Annotated in this window: 13 protein-coding genes; 6 read left to right on the forward strand and 7 right to left on the reverse strand. The window is 71.5% G+C overall.

Going from position 1 to position 17,362, the window contains the following annotated elements; genetic code table 11:
• Positions 1-6: 6 nt before the first annotated feature.
• Positions 7-1,479, forward strand: coding sequence for an amino acid permease (locus AC0IY1_RS19340; protein ID WP_471771648.1), 1,473 nt, complete (start codon positions 7-9; stop codon positions 1,477-1,479).
• A gap of 45 nt (positions 1,480-1,524) precedes the next feature.
• Here AC0IY1_RS19340 and AC0IY1_RS19345 read toward each other — a convergent pair whose 3' ends face one another.
• From AC0IY1_RS19345 to AC0IY1_RS19355, 3 genes are all read right to left on the reverse strand, one after another.
• Positions 1,525-2,424 (reverse strand): MBL fold metallo-hydrolase, encoded by a 900-nt coding sequence (locus tag AC0IY1_RS19345; protein ID WP_471771650.1) that lies wholly within the window; start codon positions 2,422-2,424, stop codon positions 1,525-1,527.
• 231 nt (positions 2,425-2,655) lie between these two features.
• Positions 2,656-3,885, reverse strand: coding sequence for a L,D-transpeptidase family protein (locus tag AC0IY1_RS19350; RefSeq protein WP_471771652.1), 1,230 nt, complete (start codon positions 3,883-3,885; stop codon positions 2,656-2,658).
• 140 nt (positions 3,886-4,025) lie between these two features.
• Positions 4,026-6,572: an ABC transporter ATP-binding protein gene (locus AC0IY1_RS19355; protein ID WP_471771653.1), complete on the reverse strand. Its 2,547-nt coding sequence runs from the start codon at positions 6,570-6,572 to the stop codon at positions 4,026-4,028.
• A 277-nt stretch (positions 6,573-6,849) separates the two neighbouring features.
• Between AC0IY1_RS19355 and AC0IY1_RS19360 the strand changes: the two genes are divergently transcribed.
• The 5 genes from AC0IY1_RS19360 to AC0IY1_RS19380 all read left to right on the forward strand — a co-directional run bounded on the left by AC0IY1_RS19360 (position 6,850) and on the right by AC0IY1_RS19380 (position 13,604).
• Positions 6,850-10,494: an autotransporter outer membrane beta-barrel domain-containing protein gene (locus AC0IY1_RS19360; protein ID WP_471771654.1), complete on the forward strand. Its 3,645-nt coding sequence runs from the start codon at positions 6,850-6,852 to the stop codon at positions 10,492-10,494.
• 265 nt (positions 10,495-10,759) lie between these two features.
• Positions 10,760-11,617 carry a class II glutamine amidotransferase gene (locus tag AC0IY1_RS19365; protein WP_082512778.1) on the forward strand — a complete coding sequence of 286 codons (858 nt, stop codon included), beginning with the start codon at positions 10,760-10,762 and terminating at the stop codon, positions 11,615-11,617.
• A gap of 149 nt (positions 11,618-11,766) precedes the next feature.
• Positions 11,767-12,507, forward strand: coding sequence for a sigma-70 family RNA polymerase sigma factor (locus AC0IY1_RS19370; RefSeq protein ID WP_055946916.1), 741 nt, complete (start codon positions 11,767-11,769; stop codon positions 12,505-12,507).
• A gap of 204 nt (positions 12,508-12,711) precedes the next feature.
• A complete protein-coding gene (locus tag AC0IY1_RS19375) occupies positions 12,712-13,122 on the forward strand; it encodes a DUF1236 domain-containing protein (RefSeq protein ID WP_055946915.1) in 411 nt (136 codons plus the stop codon).
• A 215-nt stretch (positions 13,123-13,337) separates the two neighbouring features.
• Positions 13,338-13,604 carry a hypothetical protein gene (locus tag AC0IY1_RS19380; RefSeq protein WP_471771655.1) on the forward strand — a complete coding sequence of 89 codons (267 nt, stop codon included), beginning with the start codon at positions 13,338-13,340 and terminating at the stop codon, positions 13,602-13,604.
• 97 nt (positions 13,605-13,701) lie between these two features.
• On the opposite strand, the gene mscL is transcribed toward AC0IY1_RS19380, so the two are convergent.
• The 4 genes from mscL to AC0IY1_RS19400 all read right to left on the reverse strand — a co-directional run bounded on the left by mscL (position 13,702) and on the right by AC0IY1_RS19400 (position 17,209).
• Positions 13,702-14,130: a large conductance mechanosensitive channel protein MscL gene (mscL, locus tag AC0IY1_RS19385; protein ID WP_055946911.1), complete on the reverse strand. Its 429-nt coding sequence runs from the start codon at positions 14,128-14,130 to the stop codon at positions 13,702-13,704.
• Positions 14,131-14,221: 91 nt separating this feature from the next.
• Positions 14,222-15,094, reverse strand: a complete 873-nt coding sequence (locus AC0IY1_RS19390; protein WP_055946909.1) for a CDP-alcohol phosphatidyltransferase family protein — start codon at positions 15,092-15,094, stop codon at positions 14,222-14,224.
• Positions 15,095-15,103: 9 nt separating this feature from the next.
• On the reverse strand, positions 15,104-15,814 hold the full coding sequence (locus tag AC0IY1_RS19395; protein WP_471771657.1) for a phosphatidylserine decarboxylase: 711 nt from the start codon (positions 15,812-15,814) through the stop codon (positions 15,104-15,106).
• Between the two features lie 180 nt (positions 15,815-15,994).
• Complete coding sequence (locus AC0IY1_RS19400; RefSeq protein WP_055946905.1) at positions 15,995-17,209, reverse strand: MFS transporter; 1,215 nt, start codon at positions 17,207-17,209, stop codon at positions 15,995-15,997.
• Between the last annotated feature and the right edge of the window lie 153 nt (positions 17,210-17,362).

The following is a 17,362-nucleotide window of genomic DNA, read 5'->3' on the forward strand; positions in this document are numbered from 1 at the left end:
ACACCCATGGCGGCAGGCTTCGCGGGCGACCTCACCCGCACGAAATCGCTGGACCGGCTGAACCGCGACGCGGAAGGCGGCGAGAACAAGCTCGCCCGCACCCTCGGTCCCTGGAGCCTGATCGCCCTCGGCATCGGCGCGGTGATCGGGGCCGGACTGTTCTCGCTCACCGGCATCGCGGCGGCCGAGTATGCCGGCCCGGCGGTGGTGATCTCCTTCGCCATCGCAGCCATCGGCTGCGCCTTCGCCGGCATGTGCTACAGCGAACTCGCCGGTATGATCCCGGTGGCGGGCTCGGCCTACACCTATTCCTACGCCACCATGGGCGAGTTCGTGGCCTGGATCATCGGCTGGGACCTCGTGCTGGAATACGCGGTGGGCGCCGCCACCGTCTCGGTGAGCTGGTCGAGCTACGTCACGCGCTTCCTGCACGACACCCTGGGCATCAACCTGCCCCCGAGCCTGATCCGCTCCCCGTTCGAGACCTATGCACTTCCCGACGGCACCCTGGCGCACGGCCTCGTCAACCTGCCGGCGATCTTCATCATCGTGGCGGCCTCGGCGCTCCTGATGATCGGCATCCGGGAATCGGCCCGGGTCAACGCCGTGGTGGTGCTGATCAAGCTCGCCGTGGTGGCGGTCGTGATCGGGGTGGGCCTGTTCTACATCAAGGCGCAGAACTACGTGCCGTTCATCCCCGAGAACACCGGCACCTTCGGCGAGTACGGCTGGAGCGGGATCATGCGGGGCGCCGGCGTGGTGTTCTTCGCCTATGTGGGCTTCGACGCGGTCTCGACGGCGGCGCAGGAGGCCAAGAACCCCCAGCGCAACATGATGATCGGCATCCTCGGGTCGCTCGCCATCTGCACGGTGATCTACATCGCCTTCGCGGGCGTGCTCACCGGCCTCGTGCATTACGACCAGATGAAGGGCGACGCCGCCCCGGTGAACACCGCCATCGGCCAGACACCGTTCCCATGGCTGCGCAGCCTCGTGACGCTCGGCGTGATCGCGGGCTTCTCCACCGTGATCCTGGTGCTGCTGCTCGGCCAGAGCCGGGTGTTCTACTCCATGAGCCAGGACGGCCTGCTGCCGGGCTTCTTCTCCAAGATCCACCCGACCTGGAAGACGCCCTACCGCTCGAACCTGTTCTTCATGGTGTTCACCAGCGCCTTCGCCGGGTTCCTGCCGATTTCCGAACTCGGCCACATGACCAGTATCGGCACGCTCCTGGCCTTCATCCTGGTCTGCGTCGGCGTCATCATCCTGCGCCGAACCCAGCCGGACGCGCGCCGCGACTACCGCACGCCCCTGGTGCCGCTGGTGCCGATCCTCGGCATCGTCAGCTGCTTCGCCATGATGGTGTCCCTCGACGGGGAGACCTGGCTGCGGCTGGTCGTCTGGCTCGCCATCGGGCTGGTGATCTACTTCGGCTGGAGCCGGCGCCACAGCCGCATCGGGCGCGAGGAAGCGGCCTGATCGCGCCGAAAGGTCCCTCCCCGTCCGGGCGAGGGACCACGCGCCTCAGGCGGTGCGCGCCAGGGCCAGGGTGGGTGCGCTGCGCACCGGCTCGCCCACCGCCACGGTCTGGCGCTCGCGGGCGATGAAGGCGGTGGGCATCGCCGCCTGCATGTCGGCCTCGACGCTGCGCAGCATCGCGTCGGTGTGGCAGGGATGCAGATGGATGATGGCGAGGGCCTTCGCCCCGGCGGCCTGCGCCAGTTCCACGCCCTTCTGCCAGGTCGAGTGGCCCCAGCCCCGGCAGACCGGGTATTCGCCCTCGGTGAACATGCCGTCATAGACCACGAGGTCGGCGTCGCGCACGAAGTCCATCAGGGCCGTGTCCGGCCACGGATCGCTGTGCTCGATGTCGCTGATCACGCAGAGCCGCCGGCCCGCATGCTCGAAGCGGTAGCCCACCGAGCCCTGCGGATGGTTGAGCAGGATCGTGTCGACGGTGGCGCCGTCCGGGAAGGTCAGCCGCTCGCCGGCCTTGAAGCCGTGATGGGCCAGGCGACAGGGAATGATGTCGAGGGTGACGGGAAACAGCGGCGGCGAGAACAGCCGGTCCAGGGCCACGGCGGCGCTCTCTCCGTCGAGATTGCCGCAATAGGTGTTGAGGGTCCGCTCCGGGTCGAGCACGACGGGTTTGAAGAACGGCAGACCGGCGGTGTGGTCGAGGTGCAGGTGGCTGAAGAGGAGATCGATCTCCTTGGGCATCGCATCGCGGTGATGGCGGCCGCAGGCGTTCAGCCCCGAGCCCGCATCGAGCAGGAACAGCCGCTCGCCGCACCGGATCTCGAGACAGGGCGTGCTGCCGCCGAACTCGATGTAATCCGGGCCGCTGACGGGCGTCGAACCGCGTACACCCCAGAAGGTCAGGGTGAGGCCGTCATCCGCGAAGGGACGGGAGGAGAAGGTCATCGTTCGATTACCATATGCCCCGATCCCAACGCGGATCGGGTGCCCTTCGTCGCACCGGCGCGATCCAATCCTCGCTGGTCGGCGATAAGCGGGTGCCGGGATCGAAGTGGAACTGCTCTGAGGTAGTAAGCCGCCTGTCCCCCCGATGTGCGAGCCCGCACATGGCTGGGTGAGGAGCCCGTCGGCCCGGAACTTCGCCGGCGAACTGTGTCGACCCGGCCACCGGCCCGCTCACCGCTGCGCCAGGACGTCGATGGCGCCCCGGGTCGGACCGGGCGCCGGCAGGTGGCCCGAGAGGCTGAGGCGCATCAGGCGCGGCCAGGCGACGGGATAGGCATCCGCCCCGGGAGCGGCCGTGGCCAGGGGCGCGAAGAGCATGGCCGTGCGCTCGTAGGCGGGCACGAAGCCGGGCATCCGGGTGCGCGAGAGCGGCGAGTCCGGCGCGACCCAGCGCGACCACACCGCTTCGGCCACCTGGACCGGGCGCGGCCGGGCCGCGATGACCACCACCTCCTGGCCCGCATACGCGAGGGCTTCCGGCCGGCTCACGTCGCCGAGGGAGGTCCCCTTGGCCGCGAGCGCCGCCCAGAACGGATGTTGCGCCCCGTCGGAATAGGTGGTGCGCACGGCCGCACTCCCCTCCTCCACCAGGGTGGCGATGCGCGCCTCCTCGGCCCGGTGATAGGCCACGACCTGGGCCTCCTTGACCGGATCCTTCGCGGGCGCGAAGGCGTAGCGACCGCCGGCCACGGTGACGGCCGGCTCTTCGCCGATGGCGTCGAACCGGTCGGCGCCCTCCTTGAGCTGGCGCCAGAAATCGATGTTCGCATCGGTCCGGTGCCGGGCCATGTTCGCGGCCGTCATCCGGAACGGGAAAGACTGGAACTGGAAGGCGGATTGTCCGCCGGCGAAGGCCTCCCGGGCGATGGCGTAGATCTCGCCCACCACCTGGTCCGTCATGGCAAAGCAGCCCATCGACGAGCAGACCCCGTGCACCATCACGGCCGAGCCGGTGGAGCCGTGGGCCCGGTCATAGGCATTGGGGTAGCCGACGTCGAAGGAGAGATAGTAGCGCGAGTTCGGGTTCATCTGGCGCTGGGGCACCGTGTAGAACCCCTCGGGGGTCTGGCGGTCGCCGCTCTTGCGCTTGGGGCCGAGCTGGCCCGACCAGCGGCAGATTGGGAAGGTCTTCACGTGGACGAAGCGGCCGGTGCCGGCCCGCTTCCAGACCTCGATCTCGGATTCCTTCTTGTAGGCCCGGAACAGCACCGGGGCCGCCGCAGTGGTGCCGCGGGCCTGCATCAGCGCCAGGGTGGCGGCCGGAATCGGGGCGAAGGCCTTGGACGGCTCGGCCGAGGCGGGCGACGCCGCGATCACGGCGCCGAGGGCGAGGATCGGCGTCGCGAGAGCGAGAAGGGCCGACGCCGCGCGGCGGAGCGGACCCCGGGACAGGAAGACCATGCGGGGTCCTGAAGAGCGACCCGTCCGCTGGCGGGCGGACGCCCGTGCACGATGCACACCGCTCTGCCTATCGCATCCCAATGGGGCGGCAATAGGGGAAGGCCCCCGAAAGCCGGGGAAGGCCCGGTTCTCACCCGCGATCAGGCGGCCAGCACCGTGTTGCGCTCGATGCGCAGCACCGCGTCGAAGGGCGCGACCCCGGCCAGAACCTCCGCATCGGGCAGGCAGACGATGAGTCCGCAGCCGGCCCGGGCGGCCCGCAGGGCCGCGAGGCGCGCGCGGATCTCGTCGCCCTTCCGGTCCTCCAGGGCGATGGCGATGACGACGATGTCCGGCCGGCGCACGAGGCAGCGGGCGAGGTCGATGGCGATGCGCTCGCGCGGGCCGATGGCGTTCTCGCCGAGGCTGGATCCGCCCCCCGCGAGGCCGGGCTCGACCCGGCTCGCGAGGCCGAGGCGGTAGACGGCCGGCTCCAGGCCCTCGTCGGCGAGCACCCGACGCACCAGGGCCCGCACCCGCGCCTCGGCGCCGGCCTCCTCGCCGTTGATGCGGCCGAACAGGATGTTCTCCTCCAGGCTCGCGGCGGCGGTGAGCCGGTCCGGATCGTAGAACTCGACCGTTCCCCGCAGGTTGGCCGGCATCAGGCGCGCGAAGGAGCGGCGGGCATCCACCAGCCGCTCCTCGAAGGCGGCGTCGATGAGGCCGAAGCGGTGCCGCGTCTCGCTGTAGCGCAGGGCGAGGCCGATCAGGCGCTTGCGGTCGCGCTGGCCGGCCGGACCACGGCGCCAGCCCTTGGCCTCGGGCTGGCGACCGACGAGATCCTCGAAGAAGCCCCGCTCGGCGGCCGGGAACAGCGAGAACGTCTCGAACAGGGGATGATCGTCGGGCAGGTCAGCGAAGATCTCGACGAGGCTGCGGGCGACCTGGAGCCCGATCTCCGTGAGGGGACGGCTGAGGCCCTCCGCCTCCAGCACGGCGCGGAGATACGGGTGCGCGGCGATGTGGTCGGGGGCGAAGGCCGGCCCCACCGCCTCGCCGAACAGGATGTTCTCGCCCACCGTGGCCTGGTGGTTGTAGCGGGCCGGATCGAAGGGCTCGACCAGGCGGCCGGCCTTGTCGGCGGCGAGCGCCTCGCGGACCGCGTGGCGGGCGGCCACCACGGCGCGGGCGATCTCCGGCTCGGCCGCCGGGTCGACGGTGCCCTCCAGGCCGCGCGCATACGCGAAGGCATCGAGGCCGGTGATCCGCAGGGTGGCGATGAGGTCGTCGGGATCGGGCGTCCCGGAGGCGCCGTAGAGGATGTTCTGGCGCAGGGATCCCTCGATGAGGATGGCCTCGGCCCCCGCCAGGGCGATGCGCCGGGCCCGCGCCTCCGGCTCGAAGGCCCGCAGGTCGATGCCGCCATAGGTGACCGCGCCGGCGGAGGGTTCGAGCTGCCCGGCCAGGATCGCGGCGAGCACCCGGCTGCCGCTGCCGCGCTCGCCCAGGATGGCGACGTGGCCGGGCATCGGCAGGGTGGCGTCGACGCCGGCCAGCCGCTCGCCGGTGGCGGGATCGTAGGCTCCGACCCCCTGCGCCACCAGGGCGCCCGCCTCCGGCAGGGCCGTCACCGTGCCGGGGCGGACCGGGGCACGGCCCTCCAGGGCCGGAACCGCGACGGCGACGTCGCGGAACGGGCCGGCGAGGGTGCGGTGCAGGCTCGCCATCCGCAGGGTCACGGTGAGGGCCACCACCGCGAGGGCGAAGCCACCGGCGGCGGCCAGCAGCGCCCCGGGCTCCACCGGCTCGGTGGTGCCGTCATGGCCGCGCCACAGCGCCACCGCGACGACGATCGCGGGCAGCAGGATCGCCAGCGCCATGGAGGGCGCACGGGCATAGGCCAGGGCGGATTCCGAGGCCGCGAGGGCGTCGCGCGTGCTGGCGCCCTTGGCCGCGAGACGCCCTCGCTCGAAGGCCGCGGCCCCGTGCGCCCGCACCGCCGGCATGCGGCGGATCAGGTCGGACAGGGCCCGCCCGGCGGCGCCACCGGCCCGGAGGCGCAGGGCGGCCCGATCCTGCATCCGCCGCTGGATCAGCGCCCGGGCGAGGCCGGCGGCCAGGAGCCCGGCGGCGACCGTGGGCACGAGGCGCGGCGCGGCGAGGCCGGCGAGGACGAGGGCGAGGACGGTGCCGCCGACCGCCAGCGCCGGCACCAGGATCGCCAGGCCGAACAGCGTGTCGAGGCGGGCGAGGAGGTCTCCCATGGCCTGGGCCAGGGCGCGGGCCTCGTCGCGGGCGCCGGGCGGCGCGCGCAGGATCGCCTCGGTGACCCGACCCTGCAGGGCCGCCACCGTCCGGGTCTGGGCATGGAAGCAGAGGCGCGCCACGGCCCAGCCGAGCCCGGCCGAGGCGAGGGCCGCCGCCGCGAGGCCGAGGAAGGCCGCGCGCACGAGTTCGCCGTGTGGCAGGATCCAGCCGGCGAAGGCCACGAAGGGCCCCTCGGCATCGGGACGCCAGGGCAGGGCCGCGGCGATCCGCAGGAACGGCCTCGTGGGATCGGTGTCGTGCACCTGCACGCCGACGAGATCCCGCAGGCACAGGAGCGCGAGCAGCGCGAGGGGTCCGCCGAGACCGAGCGCCAGCCCGATCGCCGCGGCATGCTCCCGCCGCGCGGTCCGCCAGGTGAAGGCGATCGGATCGCGGTCCATCGGCACCCTGTCCACGATGCCCCGGAACGGGGCCCGGGGAGCGGCTTAGAGGATCGTCTCCGGCGGCGAAAGCGCGGGGGCGCACCTCGGCGGACCATCGGCCCGCTTCCGCGCGGCAACCGGCGATCCGGTTGCGGCAATCCGGCCACACCCGCCACGCGCGAACCGGCCCTCCCGCCGAAGAGGGCGCGGGAGCCGGATCCGTCACGGACGCGTCTTACGGCCAAGCTAGCGCTGCCTCGCAACACCGCGCCTGCCTGCTTCCGTGCGAGGATTCGTGTCCGGACATCTCAAGACCGCCCTGCTCGCCGCCACCTGCCTCCTGCCTGTCGGCGCAGCGGCGCAGCAGATCCCGACCGCGCCAGGGGTCGGGTTCAACAACAGCACCGCGGTCAGTCCCGGAACGGTCGTCCCGCGCATCCTCGACAGCTACGTCGGCCTGATGACGGCCAATCCCGCCGTCATGACCCAGAACTACCAGACGGTGGTGCGCCTGACGCAGGGCCGGACCGCGGACCAGACCCTCGCGGCGATCCATGACGACCGCACCGGGCAGGCCTACAGCATCCTCAACGGGCTCGGGTCCCTCACCTCGGCCTACCTCACGGGGGCCGGGGCCTCGTTCACCGGCACCCGGCCGGCGAGCCAGGTGCCGACCTCCTATGCCACGACGACGCTCGCGGACTACGCCGCCAACCTCAACACCGGCGCGAACGCGAACGCGGGCGCCACGACCTTCGGCAACGGCACGGCGACGCCCCTGGCGGCCGCCGTCCGCTTCATCGACGACACGGTCCGGGGCAATGCCTCGACGGAGCCGGCAAAGCGCGTCTTCGGACGCTACCAGGGCCCGAATCCGGCCATCGATCCCCTGGCCGCGCGGTTCAACGACTACAGCGCCACCACGAACAAAACGGCGCTGTCCGCCGCCGACACGGCGGCGTTCGCCGTCCCGAGCTACCTCTCCAACTTCCCTGCGCCGGCCGTCTACGGGACGACGGAGCGCTGGGTGAAGGGCTTCACCGTCACCCAGGCGATGATCGACGCCAATGGCGGGCGCCCCCTGACGGCGCCCGATGTCGGGTCCTACAACGCGGCCGGCGTCTTCACCGCGGCGACCTTCGGGGTCGGCGCCTACGTTCCGGGCATCGGGACGGCGCCCCGCCCCTACCGCGTCACCACCGACGTCGTCACGCCGGCGCTGCTGAATCCGCGCAAGAACACCACGAACGCCTACGCGGATGGCGGCTATCCGAGCGGCCACACCAATTCCGGCTACCTGCAGAGCCTGGGCGTCGGCTTCCTCGTCCCGCAGCGGATGCAGGCGCTCCTGACCCGCGCCTCCGAACTCGGCAACAACCGCATCCTGGCCGGCATGCACTCGCCCCTCGACGTGATGGGCGGCCGGATGCAGGCGACGGCGATCGCCGCCACCAACATCTACGCCAGCCTCTACGACGCCGCGGGCAACCGGATCGACTGGACCAATCCGGCCAATGCCGGCGCCTACGCGGTCTATCAGGCCTACCAGCAGACGCAGGCCTACCTCGCCGCGAGTTGCGCGGCCGGAACCGTGGCGGGCTGCCTCGCCGGAACCGCGCCCGACGGGACCGCCGATCCCTTCGGCAGGGCCGCGCAGAACAAGGCGGACTACACCGCCCGGATGACCTACGGCTTCCAGCCGACCGGACCCGGCACGCCGCTCACGGCCGCGGAGGTCCCGATCCAGGCGCAGGTGCTCCTCCTCACCCGCTTCCCCTACCTCAGCGACGCGCAGCGCCGCGAGGTCCTGGCGACGACGGGGCTGCCTGCCGGCTATCCGCTGCTCAGCGGCAACACCTACGACGGCTGGGGCCGCCTGAACCTGGTCTCGGGTGTGGACGGCTACGGCGCGTTCAACGGCGCCGTCACGGTGACGATGGATGCCGCGAAGGGCGGGTACGACGCCAGCGACGCGTGGCGCAACGACATCGGCGGCACGGGGTCCCTGACGAAGGCGGGCAGCGGCACCCTGGGGCTCACCGGCACGAACACCTATTCGGGGGGCACCACCATCGTGGGCGGCACCCTCGTGGCCTCCGCCGCCGGCCTCGGCTCGGGCGCCATCGTCGACAATGCCAGCCTGATCCTGGACCAGGCCAGCGACGGTACGCTGGCCAATCCCATCGCGGGCAGCGGGCTCCTGACCAAGGCCGGCGCGGGCAGCCTCAGCCTGACCGGCACCAGCAGCTTCAGCGGCGCCACGAGTGTGGCGCAGGGCCGTCTCGCCGTGAACGGCAGCCTCGCCGGCTCGATGGTGACGGTCGGTTCCGGCGCCAGCCTCGGCGGCACCGGAACGGTGGGCGGCTTGGCGGCCCAGTCCGGAGCCGTCGTGGCGCCGGGCAACTCCATCGGCACCCTCTCGGTCGCGGGCAATGCCAGCTTCGCCCCGGGCGCGACCTTCCAGGTGGAGACCGACGCCGCCGGCCAGGCCGACCGCCTCGCGGTGGCCGGCACCGCAACCCTCACCGGCGGCACCGTCCAGGTCCAGGCTGCGGCCGGGACCTACGACCCGCGCACCCGCTACACCGTCCTCACCGCGCAGGGCGGCGTACAGGGCCAGTTCGCCGGCGTCAGCGCCAACTTCGCCTTTCTCACCCCCACCCTGCGCTACGCCCCCGGCGCCGTCGACCTGACGCTCACGCGCAACGACATCGCCTTCGCCAGCATCGCCCAGAGCCGCAACCAGGCCAGCGTCGCCGACGCCGTCCAGGCCGCCGGGGCGGGGGCCGCCCTCTACGGGCGCACCGTCGGCTTGACCACGCCCGAGGCGCGCGCCGCCTTCGGGGCGCTCACCGGCGACATCCACGCCAGCGCCGTCGGAGCCCAGTTCGAGACCGCCTTCTTCGTGCGCGAGGCCGTCCTCGACCGCCTGCGCTGGGGTGCCAGCCCGGGCGCGGCCGAGCGCGCCGATGACGGCGCCCTGCCGGTGGCCTACAGCGCCGACCTCCCCGGCCGGGCCGCCCCCGCCGCGCCGGTGCCGGTACGGGTCCTCGACCCACGGGTGTTCGGGCTCTGGGGCCAGGGCTTCGGCAGCTTCGGCCAGGCCCGGAGCGACGGCAACGCCGCGTCCCTGGCGCGCCAGACCTCCGGCTTCGTGCTCGGGGCGGATGCGCGCCTGGAGACGGGCTTTCGCCTGGGCGTGGCGGGCGGCTACACCGCCACCAGCCTCGACAGCGCCGGGCAGCGCGCCTCGGGCACGATCGAGAGCGGTTTCGGGGGCGTCTACGGCGGCTTGGAGCAGGGGCCCGTGAGCCTGCGCCTCGGCGCGGTCTATGCCGACCAGGCGAGCCGCCTGCGCCGGGCCGTGCGCTTCGCCGGGTTCGCCGACAGCGCCGCGGCCCGCTACGGCGGCGCCACCGTGCAGGGCTTCGGCGAGCTCGGCTACCGGATTGTCCTGGGAGGGCAGCAGCCCGGGCCGCTGGCCCTCGGAGCGCTCGCCGCGGCTCCGGTCCAGCCGGCCTATCTCGAGCCCTTCGTGGGCGGAGCCTACGTGTCGATCGGGCGCGACCGCTTCGCCGAGACGGGCGGGCCGGCGGCGCTGACGGGGGCGGCGCAGACCACCGCAGTGGCGACCTCGACGCTGGGCCTGCGCGGGCAGGCGAGCCTGGACTGGGGGGTCGCCGCGCCGGTCTCGCTGCACGGGCTGGTGGGCTACCGCCGGGCCTACGGGGACGTGGTGCCCAAGGCGCTCCTGAGCTTCGGCACGAGCCCGGGCTTCCTGGTGGCCGGCACGCCGATCAGCCGGGACGCGCTGGTGGCCGAGGCCGGGCTCGACCTGCGGGTGGCGCGCGACACCACCCTGGGCCTGGCCTATACCGGCCAGGTCGGCGCACGCGCCCAGGACCACGCCGTCAAGGGCAACTTCACCTATCGGTTCTGAGCCGATCCGACGCCAGCGCGGGAACACGCGCCGCCGGATCCCACGGGTCCGGCGGCGTTCGCGCATCGGGACCCATGCGAGGTTCGAGGCGACACGCGGTTCGGGAGCCGTCCGGGGCTCCCGTGCGCGGAGCGGGGCGCTTCAGGCGGATTAGCGGCTCCCGCGGGCGGGAAAATCCTCTAGAGTGAGTCACCCGGCGCCCTCGGAGGAGTTCGCCGCCCCGCACCGTCCTCCCTCCGTCCCACGCGAAGTCCCCCGAACCTCCATGTGCGAACTGCTCGGCATGAGCGCGAACGTGCCCACGGATATCCGCTTCTCCTTCGCCGCCCTGGCGCGGCGCGGGGGCGAGACCGGCCCGCATGCCGACGGCTGGGGCATCAGCTTCTACGAGGGACGCGGCGCCCGCGCCTTCCACGAGCCGGAGCCGAGCGCGCAGTCGGAGCTCGCCAAGCTCCTGCGCAGGACGCCGATCAAGAGCCGCATCGTCATCGCCCACGTGCGCAAGGCCAATCGGGGGCGGGTGAACCTCGAGAACACCCATCCCTTCAGCCGCGAATTGTGGGGCCGGCGCTGGACCTTCGCGCACAACGGCCAGCTCAAGGGCGTGAAGAAGTGGCCGCTGACGGGGTTCAAGCCGGTGGGCTCCACCGACAGCGAGCATGCCTTCTGCTGGATGCTCGACCAGCTGCAGCAGCGCTGGCCCGACCTGCCGAGCCCGGCGCGCATCGACCGGGCGGTGGCCGACCTCTGCGCCGCGCTGCACGGCCTCGGCGTGTTCAACATGCTTCTGTCGGACAGCCGCACCCTCTACGCCCATTGCGGCAAGCGCCTGTGCTACCTGACCCGCTGCGCCCCCTTCGGCACCGCGACCCTGGTGGACGAGGACTGGCGGGTCGATTTCGCGCAGGAGACCGGCGCGCAGGATGTCGTCACGGTGATCGCGACGAAGGCCCTCACCCGCGACGAGTGCTGGATCGACGTGGAGCGCGGCCACGTGCTCTCCCTGCGCGACGGCGCCGTGCGCATCCTCAAGCCGGCCAAGGCCCGGGGAGGCCCCTCCAAAGCGGCCGCCGCCCCGGCGATCCCGCGCCCGGACCGGGTCCCGTCCTCCTGCGGCTGTTGATGCGGCACGGCACATAACCGCCACGGTTGTCCGGCGGGATGCGTGGCCGGCCCAGATGCGCTACAACGCGCGATATCAGTTGACCACGCGGGTGCTCTCGGACGCCTCGGGCCGACACGAAACCTGACCGCCCCAGATTACGACGAGCCATGACACGCGACGTGACCGACACCGACCTCGACGCCCTGTCGGCCTCCGCCGACGGCCGGCCGAACCTGTCCTCGAACATCCGCAGCCATCTCGGCGAGCACCTGCGCACGATCTACGAGCGCCTGGCGCCGGACGAGCAGCCGACCCGCTTCGCCGAACTCATCGCGCAGCTGGAAGCCGCCCTGAAAGCGCGCGGCGAGGCGATCGAGCCGGAGTTCCGTAACGGCCTGCTCGCCGCCGTGCCGTCCCTGAGGGCCTTCGCCCTGTCGCTGACGAGCAACCCGGCCCGCTCCGACGACCTGGTTCAGGACACCCTGCTGAAGGGCTGGCAGCACCGCGCCCGCTTCCAGCCGGGCACGAACCTGAACGCCTGGCTGTTCACGATCCTGCGCAACATATTCTACTCGGACCACCGCAAGCGCGTGCGCGAGGTCGAGGACCAGGACGGCTCCTACGCCGCCCGCCTCGCCACCGCTCCGCACCAGGGTGACCGCCTCGACGTCGAGGACCTGCAGACGGCCCTGGGCAAGCTCCCGCCGGACCAGCGCGAGGCGCTGGTGCTCGTCGGCGCCGAGGGCGTCTCCTACGAGGAAGCGGCCGCCATCATGGGCTGCAAGGTCGGCACCGTGAAGAGCCGCGTCAGCCGGGCCCGCGGGCGCCTCGCCGAGCTCCTGGGCTACGACGAGGAGGACCTGAGCTCGGACCGGCTGATCCAGTCGGCCATGCCCAAGGACGCCTGATCCCACCCCGGGAGGCCGGATCCCGGATGCCCGTGGCTGCCGGCCCGTGAAGGGTCCGGCCGCGCCCGCGGGCGCGGCGGACGATGCCGTCCGCTCTCTCCGGTCCCGGAAGTTTCGACGCATCCCTTCCGGGAGTTGGACGTTACTGCCCTGAACCCGGCAGCGCTTCACAGCGTCGCGGGATACTCGTTCAGGAGCTTCACGATGAACTTCAAGACCCTTCTCGCCGCCTCCGCGATCGCCCTCAGCCTGCCCATGGCCGCCCAGGCGCAGGGCCTGGTCCGCGGTGCCGAGCGTGGCGCCCAAGAGGGTGCGGATGCGGCTGGCCCGGTCGGCGCGATCGTCGGCGGCGCCGTCGGTGCAGCCACCGGCACGGTCGGTGGCATCCTCGGCGTCGATGACCGTCCCCGCTTCCGTCAGTACGTCACCCGCGAGCGTCGCTCGTCCTACGACTACAACGGCGACGTCCGCGTGGGCGCCGTGCTGCCGAGCTCCGGCGTGAGCTATTACGATGTCCCCGCCGAGTACAACGCCCGCGGCGCCCGCTACACCATCGTCAACGAGCGCCCGGTGCTGGTCGACCGCAGCCACCGCATCGTCGAAGTGATCGACTAAGACGCCCCACCGCGCCCCAGGCGCGGTGATGGATCGAGGCCTCCGGCGATGCTCTCGCCGGAGGCCTTTTTCTGTCCGGAACTGTTCATCCCCTCGATCCCCGGGGAGCCTTCGGGTAGTGAACGGTGCAACACTTGACGATCTCGGCCGTTACTCTTCCCGGCACGCATTGCGTGGGTACGAATTTGTCGATGGACGCGAGGGATACCCAGACAATGGCAGACGATCTCCCGCTCGACCCCGCCCTCCCCGAGCCGGTCCGCGATCACCTGGGCCAGCAGCTGCGGACGGTGTTCACCACCGGCGAGACGGTCCCAGACTATCTCGGCGATCCGGCTGCGCCGGAGGCTTTCGCCCCCCAGCTGAAGCGGCTCGAGGTGCGGCTGAAGACCCACGAGGAGGGTACGGTGGCGGTGGAGCAGGCCCTGGAGGGCCTGCTGGGCGACCTCGGGGCAGCCCCGAAGCCCGACGGAGTCCGCTAGGGTCTGTCAGGCTCATCGTGAGTCAGACAGACCTTACGTTCCTGTCTCGACGTTTGTCGTTTGGGGATAACCGAGTCCTGCTTATCCCGGACAACCGCTAGACCGTCGGCTTCGTCGCTAGGATATCGCGGATCTCGGAAAGCAGCTTCACGTCGGCGGGCACCTCGGCCACGGCCTCGGGCTTGGCTTCCTCCTTGCTCACGAGGCGGTTCATCGCCCGGATCACGAGGAACAGCACGAAGGCCACGATGATGAAGTTCAGCGCCACGGTGATGAACTGGCCGTAGCCGATCACGGCGCCCTGCTTCTTCGCGTCGGCATAGGCCGCGCCCTTCTGCACGCTTGACGACAGCGCGATGTAGTAGTTCGAGAAGTCCAGCCCGCCGGTGATCGCCCCGATCATCGGCATGAACAGGTCTTGCACCGCCGAAGTCACGATGGCTCCGAAGGCGGCACCGATGATCACGCCGACGGCGAGGTCGACGACGTTGCCGCGCAACGCGAACTTCTTGAACTCCTCGAGCATCGACCCGCCCCCGCATGCGTCGTGCCCGAACGAAACGCTCGAGCCGCGATCAGCTTAGACGAAGACAACCAGCGAGCGACAGCGCCGCGCGTCAGATGTCCACGGCCCGATCGTGGGCGGGCTGCGCCGGTTCGGGGAGATCGTCGGCCGCGCCGATCCCGGCGGAGCCCTGCCCCTCCGCCCTGGCCCGGCGGCGATACTGCGCCGCCCCGATCGGCAGGGTGATGAGGTAGCCGAGCGCCAGCGCCACCATCGCCTCGAACGGAAAGCTGATGAACAGGCCGAAGGCCGCCACCACCACGAGGAAGATCGGCAGGACCCAGTCCCGGGGCACGCGCTTGCCCATGGTCTTGCCCGAGAAGGTCGGCACGGTGGAGACCACCAGCAGGGCGATGCAGAGCATGTAGCCGAGCACCACGGGGGCCGCCCAATGCTCCATCGGCAGCCCGAGGAAGTTGAGGTAGAGGGGCAGCATGGCCGTCAGGGCGCCCGCGGGCGCCGGCATGCCGACGAAGAAGTCCTTCTTCCAGGCCGGGCGGTTGGGATCGTCCAGCATCGCGTTGAAGCGGGCCAGCCGCAGGGCCATGGCGATGGCGAAGATCAGCGCGACGATCCAGCCGACCGAGCGCAACTCCTTCAAGGCGAACCCGTACAGGATCAACGCCGGCGCACAGCCAAAATTGACGAAGTCCGCCAGGGAGTCGAGCTCCGCCCCGAAGCGCGAGGTTCCCTTGAGCATTCGGGCCACGCGTCCGTCGATGCCGTCGAGGAAGGCGGCGGCCACGATGGAGATCACCGCGGGCTCGAACTTGCCCTCGAAGGCCAGTCGGATCGCCGTCAGCCCGAGGCAGAGCGCCATCAGGGTGATCATGTTCGGCGCGATCATCCGGAACGGCACCGGCTTGAAGCGGCGCGGCCGGGGCTCGTTGGCGTCGGGGGCGAAGGGGGGGAACAGGTCGTCCATGGGAACCCCTCAGATGCGCCGGAACGTGCGCTCGGGCCCGCCGCCGAGATCGGCGAGCACGGTCTCGCCCGCCACCGCCTTCTGGCCGAGGCCGACGAGCACGCGGGTGCCGATCGGAAGGTAGACGTCGACCCGCGAGCCGAAGCGGATCAGGCCGAAGCGCTCGCCGACGTTCAGGGTGTCGTTGGCGTGGACCCAGCCGACGATGCGGCGCGCCACCAGCCCGGCGATCTGCACCACGCCGATGCGCAGGGGCTGCCCCCTGTGGGTCGTCTCCATGACGAGGCCGTTGCGCTCGTTGTCGTCGCTGGCCTTGTCGAGCTCGGCGTTGAGGAACAGGCCCGGCGTGTAGTGGATCTGCCCGATCCGGCCCGTCACCGGCACGCGGTTCACGTGGCAGTCGAACACGTTCATGAAGACCGAGATGCGCAGCATCGGCTCCTGTGGCAGGTCGAGCTCCGGCGGGGGCAGCACCGTCGAGATGAGGTTCACCCGTCCGTCCGCCGGCGAGACCACGAGGCCGTCGCCCACGGGAGTGATGCGCTCGGGGTCGCGGAAGAAGTAGCAGACCCACAGGGTCAGGATCAGGAAGACCCAGCCGAGGAACTGCGCGAAGTAAGCGCCGATCACCGTCAGCACGATGCCGATGACGATGAAGGGATAGCCCTCCTTGTGAATCGGCACGAGCGTCCGGCGAATCGTCTCGAGGAGATCGGTCATGGGTGTTTCGGACTGCTTTCGTCTGGTGGGCGCCCCCGGAAGGCTCCCTGGGCAGGGGCCCCCTCATAAGGCACGGAGCGGCGTCCGTCATACGGTTTCGGATCAGGGACGCGCGAGGCCTCCCATCGCGGTTTCGGATCGGGGACGCGCGAGGCCCCTCCGAGGGACCGGGGATGGAAGTCAGCCATCGGCCTGGACGAGGGGCGGCAGGCGGGCCAGCCGCAGGGCGATCGCCAGCGCGAGGCCATAGAGAGTCGCGAAGAACGTCACCACGCCGATCCAGCCCGAATGGGCGAAGAACCAGCCGCCGGCGGTGCCGAGCACCGAGGAGCCGAGATAGTACAGGCACAGGTAGATCGACGAGGCCTGGGCCCGGTCGCGCAAGGCCCGGCGCCCGACCCAGCTGCTGGCCACGGAATGCGCGCCGAAGAAGCCTACGGTGACGAGGACGATGCCGAGGATGATCAGCCCGAGATGCGCGGACAGCGTCAGGGTCACGCCCGCGAGGCCCAGGAGGATGGCGAGCCACAGCACCTTGCGCCGCCCGAGCCGGCTCGCAATCTCGCCCGTCAGCGCCGAGGAGACGGTCCCGAACAGGTAGACGACGAAGATCGCTCCGATGGCGCTCTGGCTGAGGGAGAAGGGCGGATCGAGCAGGCGAAAGCCGATGTAGTTGTAGATGCAGACGAAGCCGCCCATCAGCAGGAACGCCTCCGCGAACAGCCAGGGCAGACCGGGATCGCGGAAGTGCTGACCGAAGGTGCCCGGCACCTCGCGCCAGCGCATCCGGTTCGCCCGGAAGCGGCGCGAATCCGGCAGCAGGTAGACGAAGGCGATGGCGGCGAGGAGCGCCAGCACGCCGATGGTGCCGAGGCCCCAGCGCCAGGAGGCATGGTCGGCGATGATGCCGGCGAGCAGGCGGCCGACCATGCCGCCCGCCGCGTTCCCGCCGATCAGCAGGCCCATCGAGAGGCCGATGGCGCGCCCGTGCATCTCCTCGCCGAGATAGGCCATCGCCACGGCCGGCAGGCCGGAGGCGGCGAGCCCCGTGAGCGCGCGCAGGGCGAGGAAGCCGTGCCAGCTCGGCACCAGCACCGCGACGATGGTGAGAAGTGCCGAGGCGAACAGCGAGGCCACCATGATCGGCTTGCGGCCCCAGACCTCCGAGAGGGGACTGACCACGAGGAGCGCGATCGCCAGCATGGCGCAGGGCAGCGACAGGGCGAGACTGCTCTCGGCCGGAGAGACCGCGAAGTCGTCGGCGAAGACGGGCAGCAGCGGCTGCACGCCGTAGAGCACCGCGAAGGTTGAGAACCCGGCGGCCCCCAGCGCGATGGCGGTGCGGCGGAAGGCCGGGGTTCCGGCCTCGATCAACCGCTCGCTCGCCTCGTCCATGGATGCTCCTGCGGAGTCGGCCCGGAGGCCGTGACACGCCGCAGCGGATGATCTCGCCCGGCCACCGGCCCGCGCGAACGGGGCCGGACGGCAGCGGACCCCCAGGGGCCTGCGCTGCCGAGCCGGGTATATAGGCCGGGCCGACGGCGGGGA

This window comes from Methylobacterium sp. AC690, from assembly GCF_979256535.1.

Bases quoted from the DNA above. Each gene is read 5' to 3' on its own strand.
- AC0IY1_RS19395 (WP_471771657.1), bottom strand. From the start codon at position 15,814: ATGACCGATCTCCTCGAGACGATTCGCCGGACGCTCGTGCCGATTCAC.
- mscL (WP_055946911.1), bottom strand. From the start codon at position 14,130: ATGCTCGAGGAGTTCAAGAAGTTCGCGTTGCGCGGCAACGTCGTCGAC.
- AC0IY1_RS19355 (WP_471771653.1), bottom strand. From the start codon at position 6,572: ATGGACCGCGATCCGATCGCCTTCACCTGGCGGACCGCGCGGCGGGAG.
- AC0IY1_RS19340 (WP_471771648.1), top strand. From the start codon at position 7: ATGGCGGCAGGCTTCGCGGGCGACCTCACCCGCACGAAATCGCTGGAC.
- AC0IY1_RS19390 (WP_055946909.1), bottom strand. From the start codon at position 15,094: ATGGACGACCTGTTCCCCCCCTTCGCCCCCGACGCCAACGAGCCCCGG.
- AC0IY1_RS19365 (WP_082512778.1), top strand. From the start codon at position 10,760: ATGTGCGAACTGCTCGGCATGAGCGCGAACGTGCCCACGGATATCCGC.
- AC0IY1_RS19370 (WP_055946916.1), top strand. From the start codon at position 11,767: ATGACACGCGACGTGACCGACACCGACCTCGACGCCCTGTCGGCCTCC.
- AC0IY1_RS19350 (WP_471771652.1), bottom strand. From the start codon at position 3,885: ATGGTCTTCCTGTCCCGGGGTCCGCTCCGCCGCGCGGCGTCGGCCCTT.
- AC0IY1_RS19380 (WP_471771655.1), top strand. From the start codon at position 13,338: ATGGCAGACGATCTCCCGCTCGACCCCGCCCTCCCCGAGCCGGTCCGC.
- AC0IY1_RS19345 (WP_471771650.1), bottom strand. From the start codon at position 2,424: ATGACCTTCTCCTCCCGTCCCTTCGCGGATGACGGCCTCACCCTGACC.
- AC0IY1_RS19375 (WP_055946915.1), top strand. From the start codon at position 12,712: ATGAACTTCAAGACCCTTCTCGCCGCCTCCGCGATCGCCCTCAGCCTG.
- AC0IY1_RS19400 (WP_055946905.1), bottom strand. From the start codon at position 17,209: ATGGACGAGGCGAGCGAGCGGTTGATCGAGGCCGGAACCCCGGCCTTC.